The organism is Pseudonocardia oceanicola (assembly GCF_047200735.1).
Classification (GTDB): Bacteria; Actinomycetota; Actinomycetes; order Mycobacteriales; family Pseudonocardiaceae; genus Pseudonocardia.
This window is the reverse complement of the sequence record NZ_JBJZON010000001.1, coordinates 779819-804514: the sequence shown is the minus strand read 5'-3', so window position 1 is coordinate 804514 and position 24696 is coordinate 779819. Positions and strand designations below refer to the sequence as shown.

The window sequence follows — 24696 nt, the reverse complement described above, 5'->3', positions numbered from 1 at the left end:
AGCTCGCAGGCGGACGTCGGCACCGAGCGGGACGTGGACAGAGGGGGTGGACATGGACGGCGACATCCTGATCGCGGTCCCCGCCGCCGTGCTCGGGGCCGCCGGGTTCGGGCTCGCCACTGCCGCGCAGCAGCGCGCCACGCACGAGGTGGAGATCACCCCGACGTTGAACCCGCGCCTGATCAGCACGCTGCTGCACCGGCCGATGTGGCTGCTCGGCCTGGTGGCCACGGTCGTCGCGCTGCTGCTGCAGCTCATCGCGCTGGCCTTCGGGGCGATCGCGGTCGTGCAGCCGCTCCTGGTGACCGGGGTGGTGTTCGCCGCGGCGTTCTCCTCGCTGATGTCCCGGCGCCGCCCGGACCCGCTGATCCTGCTCGGCGCGCTGCTCTGCGCCGCCGGGATCGCCGCGTTCCTGCTGCTCGCACGGCCGGTGCCGGCGGAGAGCGAGCACGTCGACGTCTGGGGCGGGCTGCCGCTCGCGATCGCGCTGGCCGTCGCGGTGGTCGGGTCGATCCTGTACTCGTCGCTGGTGCAGCACCCCTCGCGGGTGCTGGCGCTGGCCCTGGCCACCGGGATCCTGTACGGCGTCACGGCCGGGCTGATGAAGGTCGTCACCGGGCAGCTACGGATCGGTCTGCTCGAGCCGTTCCAGCACGCCACGCTGTACGCGGTGTGCGTGATCGGCCCGATCGGCTTCCTGCTCAGCCAGAACACCTTCCAGCAGGGCCGGCTGGTCTCGCCCGCGGTCGCGGTGATCACGAGCGTGGACCCGGTGGTGGCGGTGCTGATCGGCGTGTGGTGGCTGGGCGAGCGGCTCGACGCCTCCCCCGCGCTGCTCGCCGGGCAGTGCCTCGCCGCGGTCGTGGTGATCGCCGGGATCGCGTTCATCACGCTGCGCGGCACGCACCTGCTCCACGAGCTCGACGCCGAACACGCGGCGGCGGGCCGTGGCCGACCGGACGTCGCGCCGGGATGAGCCGCACTCCGGAACCACGCCGCCGTGTGCGACGCCCGTTCTCCGCGTCGTGGAACCACGATGCGCATTCCTGCCGACGTGTCGCGCAGTACGGAGCCATGGTGCGAGGAGTGCGATGAGGGTCGCGGATCGGGTCGCGCTGGTGACGGGGGCGTCGTCGGGGATCGGCGCCGCGCTGGCGGAGCGGCTCGCGGCCGACGGAGCGCGGCTGGTGGTGACCGGGCGGGATGCGGAGCGGCTGCACCAGGTCGCCGAGCGGACCGGGGCGAAGGCGGTCGTCGCCGACCTGGTGGCGGACGGTGCCTCCGGGGTCGGCACCCTGCTGGACGCGCTGCCCGCCCGGCCCGCACTCGTCGTCCACTGCGCGGGCGCCGGGGCGGCCGGACCGCTGGCGGAGCTCGCCCCCGCCCGGGCCGACGAGCTCATCGACCTGAACCTGCGGGCCCCGATCCAGCTGACCCGGGCCCTGTTGCCGGACCTGCAGGCCGAGCGCGGGCACCTGGTGTTCGTGGCCTCGATCGCGGCCCTCGGGGTGGCCGGCGAAGCGGTGTACTCGGCGACCAAGGCGGGGCTGCGCGGGTTCGCCGACGCGGTGCGGATCGAGGCGCCCGAGATCGGCGTGACGACGGTGCTGCCCGGCGCGGTCGACACGCCCTATTTCGGGCGGCGGGGGCGGGAGTACGACCGCCGGTTCCCGCGGCCGATCCGCGCCGACCGGGTGGCCGAGGAGATCGCCCGCGGGATCCGGCGCGACGCGGTCGAGGTCGTCACGCCCCGGTGGCTCGCGCTCGGGGCGCGCGTGCACGGCGCCGCCCCGGCCCTGTTCGCCCGGGCCTCTCGCCGCTTCGGCTGACTCCCGACCGCGCGCAGGACGGTGTTCCACACCGCTCGCCCCCGTCCACGCTCGCATCGTGGTTCCACAACGCGATCCGGACGGCCCGAGAGCCGCATCATGGTTCCATAACGCGATCCCGACGAGCCGAGAGCCGCATCATGGTTCCACAACGCGGGTCAGAGCGTGGCGCGCAGGTGCTCGGCGATGTCCGCGATGCGGCCGAGGACGCCGTTGAGGAAGCGCGGCGAGTCGTCCGTCGACAGGGTCCGGGCCAGCTCCACGGCCTCGGTGATCGCCACCGGGTCGTCGATCTCGTCGACCCAGAGCAGCTCGTAGACGCCGATCCGCAGCAGCGTGCGGTCGACGGCGGGCATCCGGGCGACCGTCCAGCCCTCGGCGTGCTCGGCGAGGAGCTGGTCGATCCGCTCCCGGTTCTCCACGACGCCCCGCACGAGCAGCGCGGCGTAGTCCGAGACCGGCGGCGCGTCGTCCGTCTCGCGACGCTGGGTCAGCACCCCGAGCGGATCGACGCCGCGCGCCTCGGACTCGAAGAGGATGTCGAGGGCACGCTTGCGGGCCTTGGTCCTGGCCCGCACGTCAGCTGCTGACGCGGCCGAGGTACCGGCCGTCGCGGGTGTCGACCTTGACCTTGGTGCCGGTCTCCAGGAACAGCGGCACCTGGATCTCCGCACCCGTCTCCAGGGTCGCGGGCTTGGTGCCGCCGGTGGAGCGGTCGCCCTGCAGGCCCGGGTCGGTGTGCGCGATGACCAGCTCGACCGAGGTGGGCAGCTCGACGAACAGCGGCGCGTCCTCGTGGAAGCTGATCTGCGCGACCTGGTTCTCCAGCAGGTAGTCGGCGGCGCCGCCGACCACGTTCTCCGGGATCGGGAGCTGGTCGAAGGTGTCGCCGTCCATGAAGACGAAGTCCGCGCCGTCCCGGTACAGGTACGTCATGTCGCGCCGGTCCACCGTCGCGGTCTCGACCTTGGTCCCGGCGTTGAAGGTCTTGTCGACGACCTTCCCGGTCATCACGTTCTTGAGCGTGGTGCGGACGAAGGCGCCGCCCTTGCCGGGCTTGACGTGCTGGAACGCCTGGACCGACCACAGCTGGCCCTCCAGGTTGAGCACCAAGCCGTTCTTCAGGTCGTTCGTGGTGGCCACGTGCGGGTCTCTCCTGGTTCCTCGTCGTACACGGCAGTCGTACTCGGCGTGGGGCGCGGGCGCCGACCGTGCCGGCCGTGCCGACCTGGGCCCACGACGAGGGGCGGGACCGGTACGACCGCACGCGGCGGATGTCACTCCCGGCGGCGCCCGACTCCCGTCGGGCCGTGCCCCGCCGAACCGCCGTCGAGGATACCGCCGCGCCCGCGCGGGCGAGCGTGCCCCCGCCCGCAGGCGCCGCTCAGCCGACCTCGACGAGATCCTTGGTGAAGCCCGTGAGCCCCTCGGCGGGTCCGGACCCGGGAACGACGAGCGCGTCCTCGATCCGGACGCCGCCGCGGCCGGCCAGGTAGACGCCGGGTTCGACGGTGACCACCATGCCCGCCTCCAGCACGTCCTTCGAGGAGGCGGACAGCGCCGGCGCCTCGTGGATCTGCAGCCCGACGCCGTGGCCCAGCCCGTGCAGGAACTCCGCACCCCGGCCGGCCGCGGTGATCGGTTCCCGGGAGGCGGCGTCGACCTTCGCGGCCGGCACCCCCGCCCCGAGCGCCGCGCAGCCGGCGGCCTGTGCCCCCTGCACGAGGGCGTACAGCTCGCGCTGCCAGTCGGCGGCGCGGCCGAGCACCACCGTGCGTGTCATGTCGGAGTGGTAGCCGTCGACGAGCGCGCCGAAGTCGAGCTTGAGCAGGTCGCCGGGGCGCAGCGCGGCGTCGGTCGGGGCGTGGTGCGGGATCGCGGAGTTCGGGCCCGCAGCGACGATGGAGTCGAACGACGGCCCGTCGGCCCCGAGCGCCCGCATCCGGAACTCGAGGTCCAGGGCGATCTCCCGCTCGGTCCGGCCCGCCCGCACCCCGCCCGCGTCGAGCAGGTCCGTGAGCGCCGTGTCGGCGAGGGTGCACGCGCGGCGGAGGGCCTCGATCTCGGTGTCGTCCTTGACCACGCGCAACTGTGCGACCAGCCCGGGGGCCCGCTCCAGGGTCGCCCCTTCCGCGGCCCCGGCGAGGGCGGCGTGCGCGTCGACGGTCACGGCGTCGGACTCGAAGCCCAGCCGCCGGATCCCGAGGGCCGACGCCCGCGAGGCCAGGGCGAGCGCGGTCGCCCGCTCGACGACGGCGGGGAGGTCCGGCACCTCGGCGGCGGCCCGGGTCGTGTAACGGCCGTCGGTGCCGAACCGGCTGCCCGCGTCGTCGGTCGCGGCCAGCAGCAGGGCGCCGTTGGACCCGGTGAACCCGGTCAGGTACCGGACGTTCACGAGGTCGGTGACCAGCAGCCCGTCGAGGCCCGCGGCGCGCACCCGCGCACGGACGGCCTCGCGGCGCGCGGCCTCGGGCCGGGCGCCGCCTCGGGTGCTGGTCGGCACGGCAGCGGTCATGGGCCTCAGCCTAGGCTGGCGCCATGAGTGGGTCGGGGCTGTACTTCAGGCAGCTGCTGTCCGGGCGGGATTTCGCGGTCGGGGACCGCGTCGCCACGCAGATGGTCAACTTCGCCTATCTCCTCGGCGACGAGGAGTCCCGCGAGGCCGTCGTCGTCGACCCGGCCTACGCGCCGGGCGACCTGCTCGACGTGCTCGAGGCCGACGGCATGCGGCTGACCGGCGTGCTCGCCACGCACCACCATCCCGACCACGTCGGCGGCACCATGATGGGCTTCGACCTCGAGGGGCTCACCGGGCTGCTGGCGCGCACGCCGGTCCCGGTGCACGTCCAGAAGTCCGAGGCCGACTGGGTCTCCAAGGTCACCGGGATCTCCGCCACCGACCTCACCCTCCACGAGAACGACGACGTGGTGCAGGTCGGCGACATCCCCATCCGGCTGCTGCACACCCCCGGGCACACCCCCGGCAGCCAGTGCTTCCTGGTCGACGGGCGGCTGGTCGCCGGCGACACCCTGTTCCTGCAGGGCTGCGGCCGCACGGACTTCCCGGGCGGCGACGTCGAGGCGATGTACCGGAGCCTGCAGCGGCTCGGGTCGCTCGCCGGCAATCCCGTGGTGTACCCGGGGCACCGCTACTCCGAGCAGCCGCACTCCCCGCTGCTCGACGTCCGGCGTTCCAACGTGGTGTTCCGGCCGCGGTCGGCGGAGGAGTTCGCGCTGGCCTTCGGTTAGCGTCCGTCGGCCCGCTCCGGCGGCTCAGGCCGGGCGGCCGGCCAGGTAGCGCAGCGCCAGCACGTAGCCCTGCACGCCGAGACCCACGATGGTGCCGGTGGCGACGGGGCTGACGTAGCTGTGGTGCCGGAACTCCTCGCGCTGGTGCACGTTGCTGATGTGCACCTCGACCAGCCCGCCGGTGAGCATCGCGCAGGCGTCGCGCACGGCCACGCTGGTGTGGGTCCACGCGGCGGGGTTGAGGACGACCGGGGTGCCGGCGTCGGCGGCCTCGTGCAGCCACCCGATCAGCTCGCCCTCGGTGTTGGTCTGCCGGACCTCGACCTCCAGGCCCAGCTCGGTGCCGGTCTTCTCGCACAGCGCGACCAGGTCGGCGTAGGTCGTGTGGCCGTAGATGCCCGGCTCGCGCAGGCCGAGCCGGTTGAGGTTGGGGCCGTTGAGGACCAGCACGCGTGTCATGCGCTCACGGTGGCATAGGCCCGCTCGAGCAGCTCCGGGGACGGGCCCTCGAGGCGGCCGGGCCTCGCGAGCCCGTCGAGCACCACGAACCGCAGCATCCCGGCGCGGGACTTCTTGTCGCCCTTCATGGTCTCGACCAGCTCCGGCAGCACGCCGGGCGTGTACCGGGTGGGCAGGCCGACGGACTCGAGGACGCGGCGGTGCCGTTCGGTGGTGGCGTCATCGAGCCGGCCGGCGGCGCGCGCCAGTTCCGCGGCGAACACGAGGCCGACGCTCACCGCCGCGCCGTGCCGCCAGGTGTAGTCCTCGCGGCGCTCGATCGCGTGGCCGAGGGTGTGGCCGTAGTTGAGGATCTCGCGCAGGTGCGACTCGCGCAGGTCGGCGCCGACGACGTCGGCCTTGACCCGGATCGACCGCCGCACCAGCTCCGGCAGGACCTCGCCCGCCGGGTCGAGCGCGGCCTTCGGGTCCCGCTCGACGAGGTCGAGGATCACCGGGTCGGCGATGAACCCGGCCTTGATCACCTCGGCCGCGCCGGCGACGAGCTCGGGCTCGGGCAGCGTCTCCAGCGTCGCCAGGTCCACGAGCACGGCGGAGGGCTCGTAGAACGCGCCGACCAGGTTCTTCCCGGCCGCGGTGTTGATGCCGGTCTTGCCGCCGACGGCCGCGTCGACCATCGCCAGCAGGGTGGTCGGCACGTGCACGACCTTCACCCCACGCATCCAGGTCGCCGCGACGAAGCCGGCCAGATCGGTCGCCGCCCCCCCGCCGAACCCGATCACGACGTCCTGCCGGGTCAGCCCGATCTGCCCGCAGACCTCCCAGCAGAAGCCGGCGACGGCGAGCGACTTGCCCTCCTCCGCGTCGGGCACCTCCACGCGGTGCGCGTCGACACCGGCCTCCTCGAGCTCCTGCCGCACCGCCTCCGCCGCCTCGGCGAGGGCGGGCTGGTGCACCAGCAGGGCGGTCCGCGACCCCAGCTCCCCGACGACGGCCGGCAGCCCGGTCCGCACCCCGCGCCCGACGATCACGTCGTAGGGCCGCTCGGCCGCCACGCGGATCCTGGTGGGGCCGCCCGCGTCCGGTGCGGCGGACGTGTCCGCGGCCGGGCTCGTCGTGGGTCTCGTCTCCGCGGGGCCGGGCTCGGTCATGGGACGACCCTAACGGCCTCCGCCCGCCCGACCTGCAGCGCCGTCGAGCCCCCCGCCCGGTCCGGCTCGCACACCCTCGGACGCCGGCACTCACGTCGCCGCGGTGCGCCGAGCGTCCGCGGTCCGCAGTGCGCCGAGCGTCGGCGGCGGGGGGAGCCGGGGCGGTCAGGAGCCGGGGCGGCCGAAGACGGGGTCCGGGAGCGGGGCGTCGGCCGAGGGGGTGATCTCGTCGTCGGGGTCGCCGGGGCGCGGCTCGGCGGCCGGGGCCGCCTCGCCCTCGAGCCCCAGGGCTGTCAGCACCGCCGAGGCGACCTGGTTCGCGCTGCGCTTGACGGTGTCGATCTCGACGGTGGCGACCGACTCGTACAACGGGGCCCGCGCCTCGAGCAGCGCGCGGAAGGTGGCGCGCGGGTTCACCCCGGCGAGCAGCGGGCGCGCCGTGGACATGCCGGTGCGGCGGATGCCGTCGGCCAGCCCGACCTTGAGGTGGACGACGCGGTGCCCGGCGAGCCGCGCCCGCGTCGACTCGGCCAGCACCGAGCCGCCGCCGAGGGCGAGCACACCGCAGCCGGTGGCCAGCAGTTCGGCCACGACCTCGCGCTCCACCGCGCGGAAGGCCTCCTCGCCGCGCGAGGTGAACATCTCCGCGATGGTGGTGCCGACGCGTGCCTCGATCTCGCTGTCGACGTCCGTGAACGGCACCCCCAGCCGGCGCCCGAGGACCCGGCCGACGGTGCTCTTGCCCGCCCCGGGGGCACCCACCAGCACCAGCACGGGCCTCGTCGAATCGCTCACGGGCGCGATCGTATCCGCCGTCGGGCCGGCGTCCACCGACCGCCCGGCCCCCGTCCGCTCGGTCCGGCTGCGCGGGACCCGCCCGGGCCGAGCGGCCGGCCCCGTCCGCCCGGCAACGGCGGGGTCCGCGGTCAGTGGGCGAAGCGTCGCGCGACGTCCTCCCGGTACGCCGCAGCGTTGCGCCGGGTCTCGTCCAGCGAGTCGCCGCCGAACTTCTCCAGCGCCGCCTCCGCCAGCACCAGTGCGACCATCGACTCCGTGACCACCCCCGCACGCGGGACGGCACACGCGTCGGACCGCTGGTGGATCGCGGTGGCCTCGTCCCCGGTGGTCGTGTCGATCGTGCGCAGCGCCCGTGGCACCGTCGAGATCGGCTTCATCGCCACCCGCACCCGGACCGGTTCGCCGTTGGTCATGCCGCCCTCGATGCCGCCCGCACGGTTGGACAGCCGCTTCACCGGATCGCCCGGGATCATCTCGTCGTGCGCGGCCGAGCCCCGGCGGTGCGCGGTGCGGAAGCCGTCGCCGATCTCCACACCCTTCATCGCCTGGATGCCCATGAGGGCGCCTGCCAGCTTGGCGTCGAGCCGGCGGTCCGACTGGACGTACGAGCCGACGCCGACGGGCATGCCGTAGGCGATCACCTCGATGACCCCGCCGAGGGTGTCGCCGTCCTCGTGGGCCGCGTCGATCTCGGCCATCATCCGCTCGGCCGTGGCCTCCGAGAACGCGCGGACCGGACTGGCGTCGACGCGCTCGAGGTCGCAGGGGCCGGGCACCGGGTCGTCCTCGGGGGCGTCGACCGACCCGATCGCGACGACGTGCGACACGACGGAGACCCCGAACGCCTGTGCCAGGAAGGCCTTGGCGACCGTGCCGAGCACGACCTTCGCCGCGGTCTCCCGGGCGCTGGCGCGCTCCAGGACCGGGCGGGCCTCGGCGAAGCCGAACTTCGTCATGCCGGCGAGGTCGGCGTGCCCGGGCCGCGGCCGGGTGAGCGGCGCGTTCCGAGCCCGGTGCGCGATGAGCTCGGGGTCGACGGGATCGGCGGCCATGACCGTCTCCCACTTGGGCCACTCGGTGTTGCCGATCCGGACGGCCACCGGGCCGCCCTGGGTCAGGCCGTGCCGGATGCCGCCGATCACCTCGAGCTCGTCCGCCTCGAACGCCATCCGCGGGCTGCGCCCGTGGCCCAGCTTGCGGCGGCCGAGCTCGGCCTGCAGCTCCTTGGTCGTGACCCCGACACCGGCGACCATGCCCTCCAGCACGGCGACCAGCGCGGGACCGTGCGACTCCCCGGCGGTGATCCAACGCAGCACGGAGCGATTCTCTCACCCCGCACCCACCGGGCCGACGGCACCGCCGACGGCGCCGGCCAGGGCCGCCACGACGACCACCAGCCACGCCGAGCCGAGCATCGGTGGGCCGAGCGGCAGCTCCGCGGCGGGCAGGTGGGCCGGCGAGCCCCGCACCGCGCCCCGCCGCCACGCCCCCGACGACCGGCCGCACCGCACCGGTGTCGACGCCGGTACCGGTGCCGGCTCCGCTCCTGCCGCAGGGCCTGGTTCCGCCGGCGGGATCGGACGAGCGGCCGATCCCGCCGGTGGCGGGCCCTGCCCCGGACCGCGCCGACCCGGGCGCACCACCACGAACCCCGCCGCCGCCGCGCTCACGACCGCCGTGAGCGCGCAGCCGAGGAGCAGTGCCGGCCACGAGGCGGCGGTGAGCAGGGCTCCGACGGGTGCCGCGAGCTTGACGTCGCCCAGCCCCAACGAGCCCGGCGAGACCGTGTGGACCAGCAGGTACGCGCCGGCGAGCACCGCGGCTCCCGCTGCGGCCCGCCCGACCGCCGCGGGCCCGAGCGGGATGGCGAGCAGCAGGGCGCCGGGCAGCGCCGGCAGGGTGAGCGCGTCGGGCAGGCGGTGGTGCCGCACGTCGACCACGCCGGCCACCACCGTCAACCACGCGGCACCGAGCAGCAGCGGTGTCCACGGCCATGGCAGCACCCCGGCCCCCGCCGCCCCGACCACGCCCGCCCACGGCACCCCGACCGCCAGTTCCAGCCACGGCGGCGGGACCCGGGCGCCCCGGCGCAGCCGAGCCAGCACCACCCGCCCCACGGCCCCGGCCAGCATCCCGAGCCCGAACCCCAGGACGGCCCAGCCCACCCTCGGGGGCGGCAGGAAGGCCGCCGGCACCACCGCCGACGCCGCCCTCGTCACCAGAGGCAGGACCGTCGTCGTCACTCCGCTCGTCATGCCGCCGATGCTCACCCGGCCCGGCGACCCGCGGCGACCGGCGGAGAGAGCTGTGCACAGGTCCGCCGATCCGTGGATCACGGCGGCGGCGACCCCGGCGATCGACCTGTCCCGTCGGACGGGCGTGGTAGTGCGACTCACCGTGCGAACGGCGGCACCGCGGAGGCGCGGTGAGCAAGGATCGTGGGGTGCCAGATCCCGCCCCTCCCGACCGGCCCCTCGCGTCCGCCGTCGTCCGCGCGGAGATCGACCACGGCCGGGCCGAGCTGGTCGGCGACCCCGACCGCCCGCTGGCCTGGACGTTGCTGGTCGACGGGACCGCACAGTCTTACGTCGACCTGGCCGACCCCGAGCACCTGGAGTTCGAGTACGTCCGGCGGATGGGGCACGTGGTCGACACGATCGCGCCGCCGACGCTTCCGCTGCGCGCGGTCCACCTCGGCGGAGGGGCCTGGACCTTGGCCCGGTACGTCGCGGCGACCCGGCCCGGCTCGCCGCAGCTCGTCGTCGAGCTCGACGCCGCGCTCATCGACCTCGTCGCCGCGCGCCTGCCCGCCGACGGCACCGGCATCGAGGTGGCCGGCGGCGACGCGCGGGCCCTCCTCGCCACCCGCCCGGACGCCTCCGCCGACCTCCTGGTCCTGGACGTGTTCGCGGGCGCCCGGACCCCCGCGCACCTCACCTCGGCCGAGTTCGTCGCGGACGTGCGGCGGGTGCTCGCGCCGGGCGGGGTCTACGTCGCGAACGTCGCCGACGGGGGCCCGCTGGAGTTCGCCCGCGGACAGCTCGCGACGGTCGCGGCCCGGTTCCCCGAGATCGCGGTGATCGCCGCGCCGGACCTGTTGTCGGGCCGCCGCTTCGGCAACCTGGTCGTGGTCGCCGCGGACCGTCCGCTGCCGCTCCCCGAGCTGACCCGGCGGGCCGCGGGGGACCCGTTCCGGGCGCGGGTGCTGGGTGGTCCGGCGGCGGCGGAGCTGGCGAAGGGCGCCGCCGTGCGGCACGACCGGTCCACCACCCCCTCGCCGAATCCGCCGCCCGGGTTCTTCGGCCGCTGAGCCGGCCGAGCACCGGGAAGCGGCGAGGGCCCCGCCGGCCCGCGCACCTAGAACGCGCCGTTCCGGATCGCCTCGCCGACGTTGTCCTGGTGCTCGGCCAGCGAGGTGGCGAAGCACGACGTGCCGTCCTTCTGGCACCGCACGAAGAAGGTCCACGGCCCCTCGTCGGGCGCGAGCGCGGCCGCGATCGCCGCCTTCCCGGGCGCGGCGATCGGCGTCGGCGGCAGGCCGGTGTCCCGGTAGGTGTTGTACGGCCCGGCGGTGCTGCGCGCCTCGGCGGTCGTGCGGAGGGCCTGCAGATCGAGCGGGTAGTTGACGGTGGAGTCGAGCTCGAGCCGCTGGTCGATGTCGAGCCGGTTGGTGATCACGCGCGCGACCTTGCCCATGTCCGGGGTGATCGCCTCCTTCTCGGCCAGCGAGGCGAGCACCAGCAGCTCGTAGGCGGTCAGGCCGTCGTGGCCGGCGTCGGCGGTGAGGCCGCTGGCCTCGAGCTGCGCGACCGACACCGCGAGCAGGGACTTCCAGACCTCGGCGGCGGAGGTGCCCGGGGCGACGTCGTAGATCCCCGGTACGATCAGGCCCTCGAAGCGCCGGTTCGGCTCGGCCCGGGCGACGTCCTCGACCGCCCACTGCGGCACCCCGAGCGAGGCCGGGTCCGCGGCCGCCATGACCTTCCGCAGCTCCTCCGGACTCACGCAGCGGCGCTCGCCGTCGATCCGGCCGCAGCTGGCCTGCGAGATCAGACTGATCACGCCGGGCGCGACGGTCCCGTCCGGCGAGCGGGTGTCGTCGAGCTGGGTGCCGCCGCGGATCTCCAGCCGGCCCACGCGGGAGGAAGGGTCGATCATCGCGGCCACCGCCGACTCGCCGGACATCTGCAGCCGCATCTGGTAGTAGCCCGGCTGGATCCCGAGGACCTTCTCCTCCTCGGCCGCGGCCTCGGTGAACGCCTCCGGGCTCGCGACGACGCCGCGGCGGGCCAGCATCGTCCCGATCTGCCGGGTGGAGTCCCCGTCGAGGATCCGGACCACCACGTCGCCCTGGCCCTCGCCGTCGAAGTCGTCCGTGAAGAAGGTGGAGCCGACCAGGTAGGCGCCCCCGCCGAACACGACGCCGAGCAGGACCAGCGCCGCGAGCAGCACGAACAGGCCGCGGCGGCGGCGCCTGCGCGCGATCTCGCGCAGCTCCGCCCGCCGCGCCGCGAGCTCCTCGCGACGGGTCAGGAAGGGACCGGCGGGGCGGTTCACGCCGCGCGGCCCGCCCGGCGGCGGTCCCGAGTGCAGCGGCATGTCCGGTTCACAGCTCCGGAGGGTAACGGGTGTCCGCAACGGCGGGGCACGGAGCACACCCGCGCGGGCCCGGTCGTCACCGTCGGGTGTCCGGCCACCCTGCCCGACGATCGGCCCGACCCCCGGCGCGCGCCGTGCGCGTACCCGACCTCACGGTGTGACCGTGGGGCCGGTGCCCGCCGGTGGCTCCGATGGCTCCACGGCGACCGGTGCACCGTCGCCGTTCGCCCGGCGGGACTTCCGCTCGGCCTTGCGGGCGGCTTTGCGCGCGGCCTTGGCGGCGTCGTCGGCCGCCGCGGCCTCCGCGCCCTTCGGCGTCGCCCGCAAGAAGGCGTCCGCCCAGCCCGCTTTCGGGTCGACGTCCACCAGCAGCGCCTTCACCAGCAGGGTCAGCGGAATCGCGAGGATCGCCCCCAACGGCCCGAGCAACCAGGCCCAGAAGACCAACGCCACGAACGTGACCGTGACCGACAGACCCACCGCGTCACCGATGAAACGCGGCTGGATGATCGACTGGACCACGAAGTTCAGCACGCAGTACACGACGACCACCAGCAGAGCCAGCTGCGGCCCCCCGATCAGCAACCCCAGGACGGCCGGCGGGATCACCCCGAGGATGAACCCGACGTTGGGAATGTAGTTGGTGACGAACGCCAGCAGCCCCCAGGTGACGGCCAGCGGAATGCCCATCAGAGCCAGGGCGATCGTGTCCAGCACCGCGACGATGAACCCGAAGACCGTGGTCACGAGCAGGTACTGCCGCGTGCCCCAGGCGAAGTGGCCCAGCGCCCCGGTGACGCCGGGCCGGTCTGCGGCGATCGAGGCCATCCGGTGGCCGACCCCGCCCGCCTCGACACTGAGGAACAACAGCAGCGCGAGCAGGAACACGAGGTTGGACGCCAGGCCGGCGACGCTGCTGAGCAGGGCGCCCAGGAGCCCGGCGAGCTTGCCCAGGTCGAGCGATCCCGCGGCCTGTCTGATCTGCTCCGGGCCCACACCGAACCTCGCGAGCTCCGCGGTGGCGGAGTTGACGACGTCGTTGGCCGACGGGGCGTACCGGGGCAGCTCGGTCGCCAGGCGGGCCATCGAGAAGATGATCCCCAGGGCCAGCGCCAGCATGACGGCGAACACCAGGACGATCAGCACCAGGGTCGTCGCCCACCCGGGCCACCCCTTGCGCCGCAGCCAGCTCTGTACCGGCGCCACCGCGATGACGACGATCAGAGCCATGAAGATCGGCCCGATCAGCCACGCGACCGAGCGGACGCCGGCCAGCACGACCACGACCGCTGCGGCACCGAGCAGCACGACCAGCGCGCGGGGCAGGACGGGACCGCGGGGCCTCGCCCCGTTCCTCCGCAGACCGGTGGTGCCCGATGGTGGCTCGACCGACATCGTCATCCGGCGAAACGAGGACCGGCCCCCCGGACGGGCGTCACCTGTTTCGGGCGAGCGGTCCGTCGGTCGTCACGAGTCGGGTGTGGCCGCGGCAGGAACCCGGCTCAGCGGCGGTTCCGGGAACCCTTCCCGTCGAGATACGCCTGCAGGATGGCGACCGCGGCCGCCTGGTCGATGACGGCGCGCTGCTTGCGCCCCTTCACCCGGCCCCGCAGCTGCTGGGTGGCGACGACGGTCGTCAGCCGCTCGTCGTGCAGCACGACCGGCACCGCGAGGACCGCCTCCAGCTCCCCGCGGAAGGCCTGCGCGGCCTCGGCGGCCGTCCCCTCCCGGCCGGCGAGCGTCCGGGGGAGGCCGAGCACGACCTCGACGACGAGGTGCTCCTCGACCAGTTCGGCGACCCGGCGGGCGGCGCCCTCGCGCGGCACCGTCTCCAGCGGCGTCGCGACCAGGCCGTCGGGGTCGCACAGGGCGACCCCGACGCGCACCGACCCGACGTCGACGCCGAGCCGGCGGCCGCGGGGGTCGATCACCGTGGGAATCCCGCGATCAACCCCGGACCGCCTCGCGCAGCTTCTGGATGGCGGCCGCCACGCCCGACGGGTCCGTGCCGCCGCCCTGGGCGAGGTCCGGCTTGCCGCCGCCGCGCCCGCCGACGGCCGGTGCGAAGGCCGGGATCAGCGTGCCGGCGGCCAGCCCCCTGTCCCGGGCCGCGGCGGTGGTGGCGACGACGAAGGCGACCTTCCCGCCGTCCGTCGAGAACAGGGCCACGACACCGGGCTTCGACCCGAGCCGGCCGCGGACGTCCGAGGCCAGGTTGCGCAGGTCGTTGCCGCCCAGCCCGGCCGGGGCCTCGAGCGCCACCACGGACACCCCGTCCAGGTCCTCGGCCTGCTCGGCGAGGGTCCCGGCGGAGGCCAGCACGGCCTCGGCACGGTGCTTCTCGAGGTCCCGCTCGGCGTCGCGCAGCCGCTCGACCAGGCCGTTGATCCGCTCCGGGAGATCCTCGGGCTTCGCCTTGAGCTGCTCGGCGAGCTGGTTGACCAGCAGGTGCTCCTTGGACATGTGGTCGAACGCGTCGAGCCCGACGAGGGCCTCGACGCGCCGGACCCCGGACCCGATCGACCCCTCGGACAGCACCTTGATCAGGCCGATCTCGCCGGTCCGCCCGACGTGCGTGCCACCACAGAGCTCACGGGAGTAGTCGCCCATGTCGACCACGCGGACGCGGTCGCCGTACTTCTCGCCGAAGAGCATCATCGCGCCGAGCCGCTTGGCCTCGTCCATCGACGTCTCGTAGGCCTCGACCTCGCGGTTCTGCTGCAGCACCGCGTTGATCTCGCCCTCGACCTCGGCGAGCTGGGCCGGCGTGACCGCGCCCGAGGGCGACGTGAAGTCGAACCGCAGCCGGCCCGGGCCGTTGAGCGAGCCCGCCTGCGCCGCCGAGGTGCCGAGCGCGCCGCGGACGCCGGCGTGCACCAGGTGCGTACCGGTGTGGGCGCGGGAGACGGCGGCCCGGCGGGCGACGTCGATCTCGGCGACGACCGGGGAGTCGACCGTCGCGGTGCCGTTCGTGACGACGCCGCGGTGCACCCGCAGGCCCGCGACCGGCGACTGCACGTCGTCGACCCGGATGGTGAACGAGCCCGCGCGCAGCTCACCGGTGTCGGCCTGCTGGCCACCGGCCTCGGCGTAGAACGGCGTACGGTCCAGCACGACCTCGACCGAGGTGCCCTCGGACGCGGCCGGGACCGGCCGGCCGTCGACGAGCAGCCCGACGATCGTGCCCTCGGCGGCCAGGTCGGTGTAGCCGAGGAACTCGGTGATCCCGTGGTTGTCCAGCACCGCGCGGTAGACCGACGCGTCGCCGTGCCCGACCTTGCGGGAGGCCGCGTCGGCCTTCGCCCGGCTGCGCTGCTCCTGCATGAGCGCGGTGAACCGGTCCTGGTCGACCTCGAGCCCCTGCTCGGCGGCCATCTCGAGGGTGAGGTCGATCGGGAACCCGTACGTGTCGTGCAGCTGGAAGGCGCGGTCCCCGGGCAGCACGAGCCCGCCGGCCCTCCTCGTCTCCGCCACCGCGGTGTCGAAGATCCGCGAGCCGGCGGTCAGCGTGGCGAGGAAGGCCTCCTCCTCGGCCTCGACGACGGCCGAGATCCGCTCGAAGTCGGTGACCAGCTCGGGGTAGGTCGGGGACATCTCGTCCCGGACCACCTCGGCGAACGCCCGCAGCACCGGCTGGGTGACGCCGAGCAGCCGGGCGGAACGGACGATCCGGCGCAGCAGCCGCCGCAGCACGTAGCCCCGACCCTCGTTCGACGGCGTGACGCCGTCGCCGATGATCATGACGCCGGACCGGGCGTGGTCGGCGATGACGCGGAAGCGGGTGTCGTCCTCCCGGTTCACGCCGTACCGGCGCCCGGACAGCGCCTCGGCCTGCGCGATGACCGGTCGGACCAGGTCGGTCTCGTAGACGTTGGCCACGCCCTGCAGCAGGTAGGCGACCCGCTCGACGCCCATGCCGGTGTCGATGTTCTTGCTCGGCAGCGTCCCGACCGGCGGGTGGCCGAGCTTCGGGCTCAGCTCGCCGCGCTCGTCCTGCATGAAGACGAGGTTCCAGATCTCGAGGTACCGGTCCTCGTCGGCCTCGGGGCCGCCCTCGCGGCCGTACTCCGGCCCGCGGTCGTAGTAGATCTCCGAGCACGGCCCGCCGGGACCGGGCACGCCCATGTCCCAGTAGTTGTCCTTGCCGCCGCGGCGCTGGATCCGCTCCTCGGGCAGCCCGGCGATCTTCTTCCAGAGCGCGATCGCCTCGTCGTCGTCCTGGTAGACGGTGACCCAGATGCGGTCGGGGTCGAAGCCGAACCCGCCCGACGCGAGGTCGCCGGTCACCAGGTTCCAGGCGTGCTCGATCGCCCCGGCCTTGAAGTAGTCGCCGAAGCTGAAGTTCCCGGCCATCTGGAAGAACGTGTTGTGCCGGGTGGTGCGGCCGACCTCGTCGATGTCGCCGGTGCGCACGCACTTCTGGATCGAGGTGGCGCGCGGGTACGGCGCCGGGACGTCACCCAGGAAGTACGGCTTGAACTGCACCATCCCGGCGTTGACGAACAGCAGGTTGGGGTCGTCGAGGATCAGCGACGCGCTCGGGACGGAGGTGTGCCCGGCCTGGACGAAGTGCTCGGTGAAACGACGGACGATCTCGTGGGTCTGCACGGGTGTCTCTCTCGAGGGATACGGGGGGACGACGGCACGGTGCGGCAGGGACCGCTCAGGCCCCTGCCCCGCGCGCTCGCCCCCGAGGGCGGGCCGGCTCGTCCTCGGCCACGGCCTCACTGTAGGACGGGACGTGCCCGCCCGTCCGCCGCTCGACCAGGTCGGTGAGCTCCTGCTCGCGGGTGGCCATGCCGGCGCGCACCTCGGCACCGAAGGCCCCGAGCCCCGCCCCGAGCTCGCGCAGCCCGTCGGCCAGGTCGGCGCCGATGCCCTGCGGGGTCAGCCGCTGCCTGGTCTCGGTGAGCCGGCGGGTGACGTAGGCGCCGGCGGCCGCGCCGACGCCGATCCAGAACAGCCGCTTCACTTCTTCCTCCCCCGGCGGCGGCCACGGGAGTGCACCCCACCGTCCCGGCCGGCGCGGCGGGCCTTGATCGCCTTGTTGAGGCCGTAGGAGAAGGCGGCGGCCCGCACGAGCGGGCCGCCCAGGGTCGCGGTGAACAGCGAGGTCAGTACCGACACGTTGCTGGTGACGGTCTTGGCGTTCGAGGTGATCCCGTCGACGCGCTCGAGCTGCGTGTTGACGCTGTTCAGCGTGGTGTGCGCGTCGACCAGCAGCGGGGCGCTGCCCTCATGGGCCTTGCGGATGGCGACGGTCGCCTCGTCGAGCGTGCGGCCGAGCTTCAACAGCGGGATCGCGAGCAGCACGACGAGCACCACGAACGCGATCGCCGCGATGAGCGCGGCGATCTGACCAGCCGACACGGACCCCTCCAGCGATCTTCGACTTCCGACCGCCACGAGCGTGGAGATCGGCGGTCAGGCTACTCCCCCGGCCACCGGTCCCCACGTCCGGATCACGCGCGGATCAGCCGCTGGTGACGGCCGGGCCCTCGTCCGTGTCGGCGCCGGTGTCGGCGCCCGTGTCGGCGGGTTCGCGGGGCGGCGCTTCGGTGACGAGCTGGCGCAGCCGGGCGAGCGCGCGGTGCTGGGTCACGCGCACGGCGCCGGGGGTGGACCCGACGGTCTGCGCGGTCTCCTCGGCGCTGAGCCCGACGACCACGCGCAGCACGAGGACCTCGCGCTGTCGCTCGGTCAGCACGCCGAGCAGCCCGCCGAGGCGCTGGTTCAGCTCGGCGGTCAACGCCAGGTGCTCCGGGCCGTCGAGCACCACCCCGGTGTCCGGCACGTCGGCCACCGGCTCGGAGCGGTTGCGGCCGATGGCCCGGAAGGTGTCGGTGACCTTGTGCGCGGCGATGCCGTACACGAAGGCGCGGAAGGAGAGGCCCTTCACCGTGTAGCCGGGCAGGGCGGCGAGGACGGCGACGCAGACGTCCTGCGCGACGTCCTCGGCCGAGCCGATCACCGTCTCCTGACGGCCGAGCCGGGCGCGGCAGTACCGCAGCACGAGCGGGCGGATCTCCTCGAGGAGCCGTTCACGGGCCCGCGCGTCGCCCTCGACCGCGGCGGCGACGTACTTCTCGAGCACCGACGGTGCGGGGACCGTCCGGGCCCGCCGGCCCGTCGGTTCACCGACGACGGTGAGGTGCGGTGCCTGGGCGCCGGCCGGCTCGGGGCCGGCGACGGGTCCCTCCGGCTCGGCGAACGCGGCGCCGAACGGATCCGGGGGCTCGAAGGCTGCCGCGGCGGTCATCGGACCGGCCCCGTGGCAGGACGGACGAAGGCGTGCATGGGTTCCCCTCCCCTGCGACGCAGGGGACGTGCCCGGCCCGAGCCGGACGACGCCCCTCCGCGCCGTGCGCGGTACGAGCGACCGGGGCCCGATGTGCCCGTCGGACCGTGGCCGCGTGCTCCGGGCGGAGCGACCGTACGACACCCACCCGGCCGCACGAGGCGACCCCCGACGGGCGGGTGCCCGTACCGTCCTCCGGCGGCGATCGCGGGGCCGTGCCCTGCCCGGCGAGACCGTTCGAGATTCAAGTACGTGGTCACCATCTTGGGTGATTGTCGAAATGGAGTCAAGACCAACTCGGCGCGTTTCGACTACCGTCCGTCGATGTGACCCCTGGCGGAACCGGCCGTTCGAGCGACGCTCGAGCCAGGGCGGCACAGACGAAGCGAGACCGCACCCGCCGCGCCCTCCTGGATGCCGCGGACGCCCACTTCGGCGCCCGGGGCTGGAACCGCACGCGCATGGAGGACGTCGCGGCGACGGCGGGCGTGAGCCCGGCGACCGCCTACAACCACTTCCCGAGCAAACACGCCCTCATCGGCCACGTCTACCGACCGCTGGTCCTGTCCCTCGTCGGGCAGGCGGAGCAGGACCGCAGGGCCGGACGGCCGGTGGTGGACGCACTGCGCGACCAGCTCGAGGCCCTGGCCAGGACGAGCTGGCGACACCGCGGGCTCACCGGCGCGTTCTGGTACGCCGCCCAGGACTACGTGGCCACCCGGGTCGGCCGGCCGCCCGATCCGGACGTTCCGGGTGACCCGGGTGATCCGCGCACGCTCGCCCCGGTACCCGACACGCTCCTCGGGCTCCTGCGGGACGGACAGGCCTCCGGCCAGCTGCGCCGCTACCCGCCGGCCGCCGAGATCAGCGGGGTGGTCGTCGACACCCTGCTCGTCCGGGCCGTGAACAGGCCGCACGAACCGCCGGAGCAGACGGCCGAGCTGTTACTCACCGTGCTCTTCGGGACGCTCAAGCCCGAGCTGCTCTGCGCCGTCGGTGTGGACGAGCGGCCCTTCGCCGGCGGTCACTGACCGCTTGTGCGGGACGGGCGGCCGTCTCGGCACGACGAACGGTCCCGAACGGGTGGATCGCGTCCCCCGCTGCGGGCACGTCCCTTGCCGTACCCCACACGAGGCTCGTACCTGTACCGATCATGGAACGTCGCGCGGTGTCCCGCATCGCCACCCTGCTCTCGGTCGCACTGTCCCTCGGCACGTCCGCCGCCCTCGCGGCCGCGCCCGCCGCCGCGGCACCCGTGGGCCCCGGCACCGCGGGCACCGAGGCCGGCAGCACCGTCAGCGCCACCTCCGAGGCCACGGTGCGGCCCGACGGCACGCGGACCGTCACCCTCTACTCCGGCCCGGTGCGGGTGCGGCGCGGCGCGGAGTGGCTGCCGGTCGACCTCACCCTGCAGCCCGGGCCCGACGGCGTCGTCCGGCCCGTCGCGGCGCCCCACGACCTCAGGCTGACCCCGACCGGACCGTCGGTGCGGTACGCACGGGGCGGTTCGGCCGCGGTCGTGTGGCCGGAGCAGCTGCCCACCCCGGAGCTCGACGGCTCGACGGCCGTCTACCGGCAGGTCGCGCCCGGCTACGACCTCGAGGTCGAGGCGACCCGCGCGGGTTTCGTCGCCTCGGTGCGCACGGACGGGACCGCGACCGGCCCCGCTCCGGAGCTGCGCCTCACCGGTGACGCCGAAGCGGGGCCGGACGCGGCCACGCCGCTGACCGAGGCCGAGTCCGCCGTCAGTCGCGTCGTCGCTGCCGCGCCGGTCACCGCGGAGGCGCCGGTCCCGTTCGACACCACGACGCAGACGACCGTGCGGAACACCGACACCTCCGGCGACCCCGACCTGCGGCTCGGCAGCTACGACGGCACGGCGGCGGCCCGGGGCTACCTCACCTTCGACCTCACCGAGGCGGGTGCGCTCGGGGGCGCGACCGTACGGTCCGCGACGCTGGACCTGTACCAGACCTGGTCCGCCTCCTGCCGCCCGCGCGCGTGGGAGGTGTGGACGCTGCCGGCGGGCACCACGGTCGGCCCGAAGCTGCGCTGGGCGAACCAGCCGCGGCCCGAGCGCCTCCGCGCGACCAGCACCGACACCCGCGGCAACGCCGCGGCCTGCGCGCCGGGCTGGAGCAGCGTGGACGTCACCGGTCTCGTGGCGGAGTGGGCCGCGGCCGGCGCCACCTCCGGCACCGTGGTGCTCAAGGCGGCCGACGAGGCCGACCCGCTGTCGTGGAAGCGGTTCGCCTCGGCGGAGACGGCGACCGTCCCCCACCTCACCGTCACGCTCGGCTGAGCACGCCCTCCAGGGTGTCCAGGGCGAGGTGCAGGTCCCGGTCCTCGACGACGAGCGGTGGCGAGAGGCGCAACGTCGGGCCGTGGGTGTCCTTGGTCAGCACCCCGGCCCGCGCGAGCCGCTCGCCCAGCTCGCGACCGGTCCCGAGTGCCGGGTGGACGTCGATCCCCGCCCAGAGCCCCACCCCGCGCACGGCGGTCAGGCCGGGCATCGCGCGCAGGCGCGCCTGCAGGACCTCGCCGAGCGCCCTGGTGCGGGCGAGCAGGGCGTCGTCGCGCAGGATCTCGATCACCGCCCGGCCGACCGCGCAGGCCAGCGGGTTCCCGCCGAAGGTCGAGCCGTGCTGGCCGGGCCGGAGCACGCCGAGGACGTCGGTGTCGGCCACCACGGCCGACACCGGCACCACGCCGCCGCCGAGCGCCTTGCCCAGCAGGTAGACGTCCGCCTGGACCCGGCCCAGCCCGCGGGTCGCCAGGACGTGCCCGGTGCGGCCCAGGCCGGACTGCACCTCGTCGGAGATCCAGAGCACCCCGGTCTCGGTGCAGATCTCCCGCACCGCACGCAGGTAGCCCTCCGGCGGGACGATCACGCCGGCCTCGCCCTGCACCGGCTCCAGCAGCACCGCCACCGTCTCCGGGGTGATCGCGGACCGCAGGGCGTCGGGGTCGCCGTACGGGACGACGTCGAAGCCCGGCGTGAACGGGCCGAACCCGCCGCGCGCCTCGGGGTCGGTGGAGAAGGACACGATCGAGATCGTGCGGCCGTGGAACGCACGGGCCGCCACCACGACGCGCGCCCGGTCGGTGGGCACGCCCTTGACCTCGTAGCCCCACTTGCGGGCGACCTTGAGCCCCGACTCGACGGCCTCGGCGCCGGTGTTCATCGGCAGCACCATGTCCTTGCCGAGCAGCGCGGCGAGCTCGGTGCAGAACGGGCCGAGCTGGTCGTTGCCGAAGGCCCGGCTGGTCAGCGTCATCCGGTCCAGCTGGGCGTGGGCGGCGGCCCGCAGGGCGGGGTGACCGTGGCCGAAGTTCAGGGCGGAGTAGCCGGCGAGGAAATCGAGGTAGCGGCGGCCCTCGACGTCCGTGACCCAGGCACCCTCGCCCGAGGAGAGCACCACCGGCAGCGGCGCGTAGTTGTGCGCGGAGTGCTCGGCGAGCATCCGCTCGTGGTGCGTGGTCGCCGAGAGGGCCGTGCCGGGCTGGTCCAGAAGCGTCATGCGCGCACCTCCAACGTGCAGCACTTGGGTCCGCCGCCGCCCTTGAGCAGCTCGGACAGGTCGACGCCCACGGGCTGGTACCCGCGGTCGCGCAGGGCCGCGGCCAGCCCGACGGCCGCGGCGGGGAGGACGACGTGCCGGCCGTCCGACACGGCGTTGAGCCCGAGGACCGCCGCGTCGACCGGCGAGGCGAGCACCGCGTCGGGGTAGCGGCCGGCCAGCACCCCGCGGGAGCGCGGCGAGAAGGCCTCGGGCAGGTAGGCGACCTCGTGCCCGGACAGCACGGCGAGCGCGGTGTCGAGGTGGTAGTAGCGGGGGTCGACGAGCTCGAGCCCGAGGACGGGCCGGCGCAGCACCCGGGCCGCCTCGGCGTGCGCCCGCGGCTCGGTCCGGAAGCCGGTGCCGGCCAGCACGACGTCCCCGGCCACCAGGAAGTCGCCCTCGCCCTCGTTCACGAACGCCGGCTCGGTGTAGGGGCCGGCCTCGACCAGCGCCTTGCGGTACAGCTCGGCCTCGGCGGCTCGCTGCGGGTGCCGGAAGCGGGCGCCGTAGACCCGGCCGCCGACGACCGTCGCGGCGTTGGCGGCATAGACCATGTCCGGCAGCCCCGGCTCGGGTTCCACGACGCTCACCTCGTGGCCCAGCTCGAGGTAGGTGCGGCGCAGGGCGTCCCACTGCGCGAGGGCCAGGTCGCGGTCGACCGGGGTCCCCGGCCGCATCCACGGGTTGATCGAGTACTCGACGGCGAAGTGGGTCGGTGGGCACATCAGGTAGTGCCGCCGGGTGGGGGTGCGCGCAGGTGCCGCGTCGGAACGGGTGAGAACGCTGGTCACGGAGCCTCCCTCGGCGCGCCGGGAGTCACGTCCTCGGGACTCCCGACCACGGTAGGGAGCCGAGCGGCACAGCGACAATCGCCCGTCGTTGCCCATCGGCGCACGATCGTTGCACGTTGGACCGCGGAAACGGCGTTTCAGTGCATGGTGGGCGGCGGCCTGCGAACGAGTGGTGAGAGCACCAGCACGGACTTGGTCCGCTCGACGAAGCCCTCGGCACCGATCTGCTCCAGGACGCGCTCGAAGTGGCGCATGTCGGCGGCGAGGATCCGGACCAGGGCGTCGGCGTCGCCGGACACGGTGCTCGCGTCGACGACCTCCGCCAGCCCCTCGCACGCCCGCCGGATCGCCGCCGGCGGCGTCGAGGGCCGGCAGTACAACTCGACGTACCCCTCGACGCTCCAGCCCAGCGCGGCGGGATCGAGCCGCACCGTGAACGCGGTGATGACGCCGTCGGCGCGCAGCCGGTCCACCCGGCGCTTGACCGCGGACGCCGAGAGCCCGATCTCCGCGCCCAGCTCCGCGAAGCTGCGGCGCGAGTCCGCGACCAGCAGCGTCACGATCTTCTCGTCGAGCGGGTCCCAGCGCACGGGCCCATCTTCGGTCACGATGGCGCCCATGCACCCCACGGACTCGCCGACCGACCCGATCGTCCACCGGGTCGACTCGGAGGTCGGGACGCTGCGGCGGGTCCTGCTGCACCGGCCGGGCCTGGAGCTCAAGCGGCTCACCCCGGGCAACAAGGACCAGTTGCTGTTCGACGACGTCCTGTGGGTCCAGCGCGCCCAGGAGGAGCACGACGGCTTCGCCGCGCTGCTGCACGAGCGCGGGATCGAGGTCCACCTGTTCGACCGGCTGCTGCGCGAGACCCTCGAGCTCCCCGAGGCCAAGGCGTACGCGCTCGACCGGATCTTCGACGACCGGATGTACGGCCCGCTCGCCGTCGACGCCCTGCGCAACCTGTTCGACGCGATGGACGTGGACACGCTGACCGAGCACATGATCGGCGGCATCACCAAGCGCGAGGTCCTCGACCGGATCGAGGAGCCGCGGTCGATCGCCTTCCACGTCCTCGGCCCGGACGACTTCGTGCTCGAGCCGCTGCCGAACCACCTCTACACCCGCGACACGACGGCCTGGATCCACGGCGGCGTGGCGATCAACAGCATGCGCAAGCAGGCCCGGATGCGGGAGACGGTGCACTACGAGGCCGTGTACCGCTGGCACCCGCTGTTCGCCGGGGCCGGCTTCGACGTGTGGTCGGCGGGCTCGGTCAACGGGCCCGCGACGGTCGAGGGCGGCGACATCCTCGTGCTCGGCGACGGTGCGGTGCTGATCGGGATGAGCGAGCGCACCCGGCCGGCGGGCGTCGAGCGACTGGCGCGGTCGCTGTTCGCCGGCGGTGAGGTGGACCGGATCGTCGCGCTGCGGATGCCGCACGGCCGGGCCCTCATGCACCTCGACACCGTCCTGACGATGATCGACCGCGGGACGTTCGTGAAGTACGCCGGGCTCGGCATGCTGCCCTCCTACACGGTGCGCCCGGGCGCCTCCGACAAGGAGATGGTCATGACCGACCACCAGCCGGAGGACATGCACGCCGCCATCGCCGCCGCGGTCGGGCTGGACTCGATCCGGGTGCTCACCGCCGAGCAGGACGTGCACTCCGCCGAACGCGAGCAGTGGGACGACGGCTGCAACCTGCTCGCCGTGGCGCCCGGCGTCGTCGTCACCTACGAGCGCAACGTCACGACCAACGCCTACCTGCGCAAGCAGGGCGTCGAGGTGCTCGAGGTCCCCGGCAGCGAGCTCGGCCGCGGGCGCGGCGGGCCGCGGTGCATGAGCTGCCCGATCCTGCGTGACCCGACCTGACCGCACGACCCGGCGACCCGGCACGAATACCGTGTGTGTAACTAGCCCGAACGGGTGACGCACGCGCGGGTGGACACGCGCGCCGGG

Annotated in this window: 25 protein-coding genes; 7 read left to right on the top strand and 18 right to left on the bottom strand. The window is 74.4% G+C overall.

Annotation, left to right across the window (positions count from 1 at the left end; all coding sequences use genetic code 11):
• Positions 1–52 precede the first annotated feature (52 nt).
• Both ACL02T_RS03700 and ACL02T_RS03695 read left to right on the top strand, forming a co-directional pair.
• Positions 53–976, top strand: a complete 924-nt coding sequence (locus tag ACL02T_RS03700) for a DMT family transporter (protein WP_412829200.1) — start codon at positions 53–55, stop codon at positions 974–976.
• A 115-nt stretch (positions 977–1091) separates the two neighbouring features.
• The gene (locus tag ACL02T_RS03695) at positions 1092–1829 is read left to right on the top strand and encodes an SDR family NAD(P)-dependent oxidoreductase (protein WP_412829199.1); all 738 of its coding nucleotides are present in this window, start codon (positions 1092–1094) and stop codon (positions 1827–1829) included.
• A 158-nt stretch (positions 1830–1987) separates the two neighbouring features.
• Here ACL02T_RS03695 and nusB read toward each other — a convergent pair whose 3' ends face one another.
• The 3 genes from nusB to ACL02T_RS03680 all read right to left on the bottom strand — a co-directional run bounded on the left by nusB (position 1988) and on the right by ACL02T_RS03680 (position 4344).
• The gene (nusB, locus tag ACL02T_RS03690) at positions 1988–2407 is read right to left on the bottom strand and encodes a transcription antitermination factor NusB (RefSeq protein WP_412829198.1); all 420 of its coding nucleotides are present in this window, start codon (positions 2405–2407) and stop codon (positions 1988–1990) included.
• Between the two features lies 1 nt (position 2408).
• On the bottom strand, positions 2409–2972 hold the full coding sequence (gene efp, locus ACL02T_RS03685; protein ID WP_412829197.1) for an elongation factor P: 564 nt from the start codon (positions 2970–2972) through the stop codon (positions 2409–2411).
• 241 nt (positions 2973–3213) lie between these two features.
• Complete coding sequence (locus ACL02T_RS03680) at positions 3214–4344, bottom strand: aminopeptidase P family protein (RefSeq protein WP_412829196.1); 1131 nt, start codon at positions 4342–4344, stop codon at positions 3214–3216.
• Positions 4345–4367: 23 nt separating this feature from the next.
• Between ACL02T_RS03680 and ACL02T_RS03675 the strand changes: the two genes are divergently transcribed.
• On the top strand, positions 4368–5078 hold the full coding sequence (locus ACL02T_RS03675; RefSeq protein WP_412829195.1) for an MBL fold metallo-hydrolase: 711 nt from the start codon (positions 4368–4370) through the stop codon (positions 5076–5078).
• A 24-nt stretch (positions 5079–5102) separates the two neighbouring features.
• On the opposite strand, the gene aroQ is transcribed toward ACL02T_RS03675, so the two are convergent.
• The 5 genes from aroQ to ACL02T_RS03650 form a co-directional block, all read right to left on the bottom strand.
• On the bottom strand, positions 5103–5537 hold the full coding sequence (gene aroQ, locus ACL02T_RS03670; RefSeq protein ID WP_412829194.1) for a type II 3-dehydroquinate dehydratase: 435 nt from the start codon (positions 5535–5537) through the stop codon (positions 5103–5105).
• Entirely contained in the window at positions 5534–6688 is a 1155-nt protein-coding gene (gene aroB / locus ACL02T_RS03665; RefSeq protein WP_412829193.1) for a 3-dehydroquinate synthase, read from the bottom strand. Before aroB ends, aroQ begins: the two co-directional genes overlap by 4 nt.
• A gap of 165 nt (positions 6689–6853) precedes the next feature.
• On the bottom strand, positions 6854–7483 hold the full coding sequence (locus tag ACL02T_RS03660) for a shikimate kinase (protein ID WP_412829192.1): 630 nt from the start codon (positions 7481–7483) through the stop codon (positions 6854–6856).
• Between the two features lie 131 nt (positions 7484–7614).
• Complete coding sequence (aroC, locus tag ACL02T_RS03655) at positions 7615–8802, bottom strand: chorismate synthase (protein ID WP_412829191.1); 1188 nt, start codon at positions 8800–8802, stop codon at positions 7615–7617.
• A 12-nt stretch (positions 8803–8814) separates the two neighbouring features.
• Positions 8815–9741 carry a prepilin peptidase gene (locus ACL02T_RS03650; protein WP_412829190.1) on the bottom strand — a complete coding sequence of 309 codons (927 nt, stop codon included), beginning with the start codon at positions 9739–9741 and terminating at the stop codon, positions 8815–8817.
• 188 nt (positions 9742–9929) lie between these two features.
• Here ACL02T_RS03650 and ACL02T_RS03645 point away from each other — a divergent pair, with 188 nt between their 5' ends.
• Positions 9930–10796 carry a spermidine synthase gene (locus ACL02T_RS03645; RefSeq protein ID WP_412829189.1) on the top strand — a complete coding sequence of 289 codons (867 nt, stop codon included), beginning with the start codon at positions 9930–9932 and terminating at the stop codon, positions 10794–10796.
• A 47-nt stretch (positions 10797–10843) separates the two neighbouring features.
• Here ACL02T_RS03645 and ACL02T_RS03640 read toward each other — a convergent pair whose 3' ends face one another.
• The 7 genes from ACL02T_RS03640 to shbA all read right to left on the bottom strand — a co-directional run bounded on the left by ACL02T_RS03640 (position 10844) and on the right by shbA (position 18179).
• On the bottom strand, positions 10844–12085 hold the full coding sequence (locus ACL02T_RS03640; RefSeq protein WP_412829188.1) for an endolytic transglycosylase MltG: 1242 nt from the start codon (positions 12083–12085) through the stop codon (positions 10844–10846).
• A gap of 150 nt (positions 12086–12235) precedes the next feature.
• Complete coding sequence (locus ACL02T_RS03635) at positions 12236–13486, bottom strand: AI-2E family transporter (RefSeq protein WP_412829187.1); 1251 nt, start codon at positions 13484–13486, stop codon at positions 12236–12238.
• Between the two features lie 101 nt (positions 13487–13587).
• On the bottom strand, positions 13588–14016 hold the full coding sequence (gene ruvX / locus ACL02T_RS03630; RefSeq protein WP_412829186.1) for a Holliday junction resolvase RuvX: 429 nt from the start codon (positions 14014–14016) through the stop codon (positions 13588–13590).
• A gap of 16 nt (positions 14017–14032) precedes the next feature.
• Positions 14033–16693 carry an alanine--tRNA ligase gene (alaS, locus tag ACL02T_RS03625; RefSeq protein ID WP_412829185.1) on the bottom strand — a complete coding sequence of 887 codons (2661 nt, stop codon included), beginning with the start codon at positions 16691–16693 and terminating at the stop codon, positions 14033–14035.
• Positions 16694–16748: 55 nt separating this feature from the next.
• Positions 16749–17057, bottom strand: a complete 309-nt coding sequence (locus ACL02T_RS03620; RefSeq protein ID WP_358206103.1) for a hypothetical protein — start codon at positions 17055–17057, stop codon at positions 16749–16751.
• On the bottom strand, positions 17054–17455 hold the full coding sequence (locus ACL02T_RS03615; protein ID WP_412829184.1) for a DUF948 domain-containing protein: 402 nt from the start codon (positions 17453–17455) through the stop codon (positions 17054–17056). Before ACL02T_RS03615 ends, ACL02T_RS03620 begins: the two co-directional genes overlap by 4 nt.
• A gap of 103 nt (positions 17456–17558) precedes the next feature.
• On the bottom strand, positions 17559–18179 hold the full coding sequence (shbA, locus tag ACL02T_RS03610) for an RNA polymerase sigma factor ShbA (RefSeq protein WP_412829331.1): 621 nt from the start codon (positions 18177–18179) through the stop codon (positions 17559–17561).
• A gap of 530 nt (positions 18180–18709) precedes the next feature.
• Here shbA and ACL02T_RS03605 point away from each other — a divergent pair.
• Together ACL02T_RS03605 and ACL02T_RS03600 are read left to right on the top strand one after the other, a co-directional pair.
• The gene (locus ACL02T_RS03605; RefSeq protein ID WP_412829183.1) at positions 18710–19414 is read left to right on the top strand and encodes a TetR/AcrR family transcriptional regulator; all 705 of its coding nucleotides are present in this window, start codon (positions 18710–18712) and stop codon (positions 19412–19414) included.
• Positions 19415–19551: 137 nt separating this feature from the next.
• Positions 19552–20685, top strand: coding sequence for a DNRLRE domain-containing protein (locus ACL02T_RS03600; RefSeq protein ID WP_412829182.1), 1134 nt, complete (start codon positions 19552–19554; stop codon positions 20683–20685).
• On the opposite strand, the gene rocD is transcribed toward ACL02T_RS03600, so the two are convergent.
• The 3 genes from rocD to ACL02T_RS03585 form a co-directional block, all read right to left on the bottom strand.
• On the bottom strand, positions 20672–21904 hold the full coding sequence (rocD, locus tag ACL02T_RS03595; RefSeq protein ID WP_412829181.1) for an ornithine--oxo-acid transaminase: 1233 nt from the start codon (positions 21902–21904) through the stop codon (positions 20672–20674). The genes ACL02T_RS03600 and rocD overlap by 14 nt on opposite strands.
• Positions 21901–22737 (bottom strand): dimethylargininase, encoded by an 837-nt coding sequence (gene ddaH / locus ACL02T_RS03590; RefSeq protein ID WP_412829180.1) that lies wholly within the window; start codon positions 22735–22737, stop codon positions 21901–21903. The genes rocD and ddaH overlap by 4 nt, the downstream gene beginning before the upstream one ends.
• A 137-nt stretch (positions 22738–22874) precedes the next feature.
• Positions 22875–23357 carry an Lrp/AsnC family transcriptional regulator gene (locus tag ACL02T_RS03585; RefSeq protein WP_412829179.1) on the bottom strand — a complete coding sequence of 161 codons (483 nt, stop codon included), beginning with the start codon at positions 23355–23357 and terminating at the stop codon, positions 22875–22877.
• Here ACL02T_RS03585 and ACL02T_RS03580 point away from each other — a divergent pair.
• Entirely contained in the window at positions 23356–24609 is a 1254-nt protein-coding gene (locus ACL02T_RS03580; protein ID WP_412829178.1) for an arginine deiminase, read from the top strand. The two genes, ACL02T_RS03585 and ACL02T_RS03580, sit on opposite strands and share 2 nt — an antisense overlap.
• Positions 24610–24696: the final 87 nt, after the last annotated feature.

Excerpts from the sequence above, each read along its gene's own strand:
- aroQ (WP_412829194.1), bottom strand. The coding sequence starts at position 5,537 with ATGACACGCGTGCTGGTCCTCAACGGCCCCAACCTCAACCGGCTCGGC.
- aroB (WP_412829193.1), bottom strand. The coding sequence starts at position 6,688 with ATGACCGAGCCCGGCCCCGCGGAGACGAGACCCACGACGAGCCCGGCC.
- ACL02T_RS03650 (WP_412829190.1), bottom strand. The coding sequence starts at position 9,741 with ATGACGAGCGGAGTGACGACGACGGTCCTGCCTCTGGTGACGAGGGCG.
- ACL02T_RS03585 (WP_412829179.1), bottom strand. The coding sequence starts at position 23,357 with ATGGGCGCCATCGTGACCGAAGATGGGCCCGTGCGCTGGGACCCGCTC.
- rocD (WP_412829181.1), bottom strand. The coding sequence starts at position 21,904 with ATGACGCTTCTGGACCAGCCCGGCACGGCCCTCTCGGCGACCACGCAC.
- ACL02T_RS03695 (WP_412829199.1), top strand. The coding sequence starts at position 1,092 with ATGAGGGTCGCGGATCGGGTCGCGCTGGTGACGGGGGCGTCGTCGGGG.
- ACL02T_RS03700 (WP_412829200.1), top strand. The coding sequence starts at position 53 with ATGGACGGCGACATCCTGATCGCGGTCCCCGCCGCCGTGCTCGGGGCC.
- ACL02T_RS03635 (WP_412829187.1), bottom strand. The coding sequence starts at position 13,486 with ATGACGATGTCGGTCGAGCCACCATCGGGCACCACCGGTCTGCGGAGG.
- ACL02T_RS03580 (WP_412829178.1), top strand. The coding sequence starts at position 23,356 with ATGCACCCCACGGACTCGCCGACCGACCCGATCGTCCACCGGGTCGAC.
- ACL02T_RS03675 (WP_412829195.1), top strand. The coding sequence starts at position 4,368 with ATGAGTGGGTCGGGGCTGTACTTCAGGCAGCTGCTGTCCGGGCGGGAT.
- ACL02T_RS03680 (WP_412829196.1), bottom strand. The coding sequence starts at position 4,344 with ATGACCGCTGCCGTGCCGACCAGCACCCGAGGCGGCGCCCGGCCCGAG.
- ACL02T_RS03640 (WP_412829188.1), bottom strand. The coding sequence starts at position 12,085 with ATGCCGCTGCACTCGGGACCGCCGCCGGGCGGGCCGCGCGGCGTGAAC.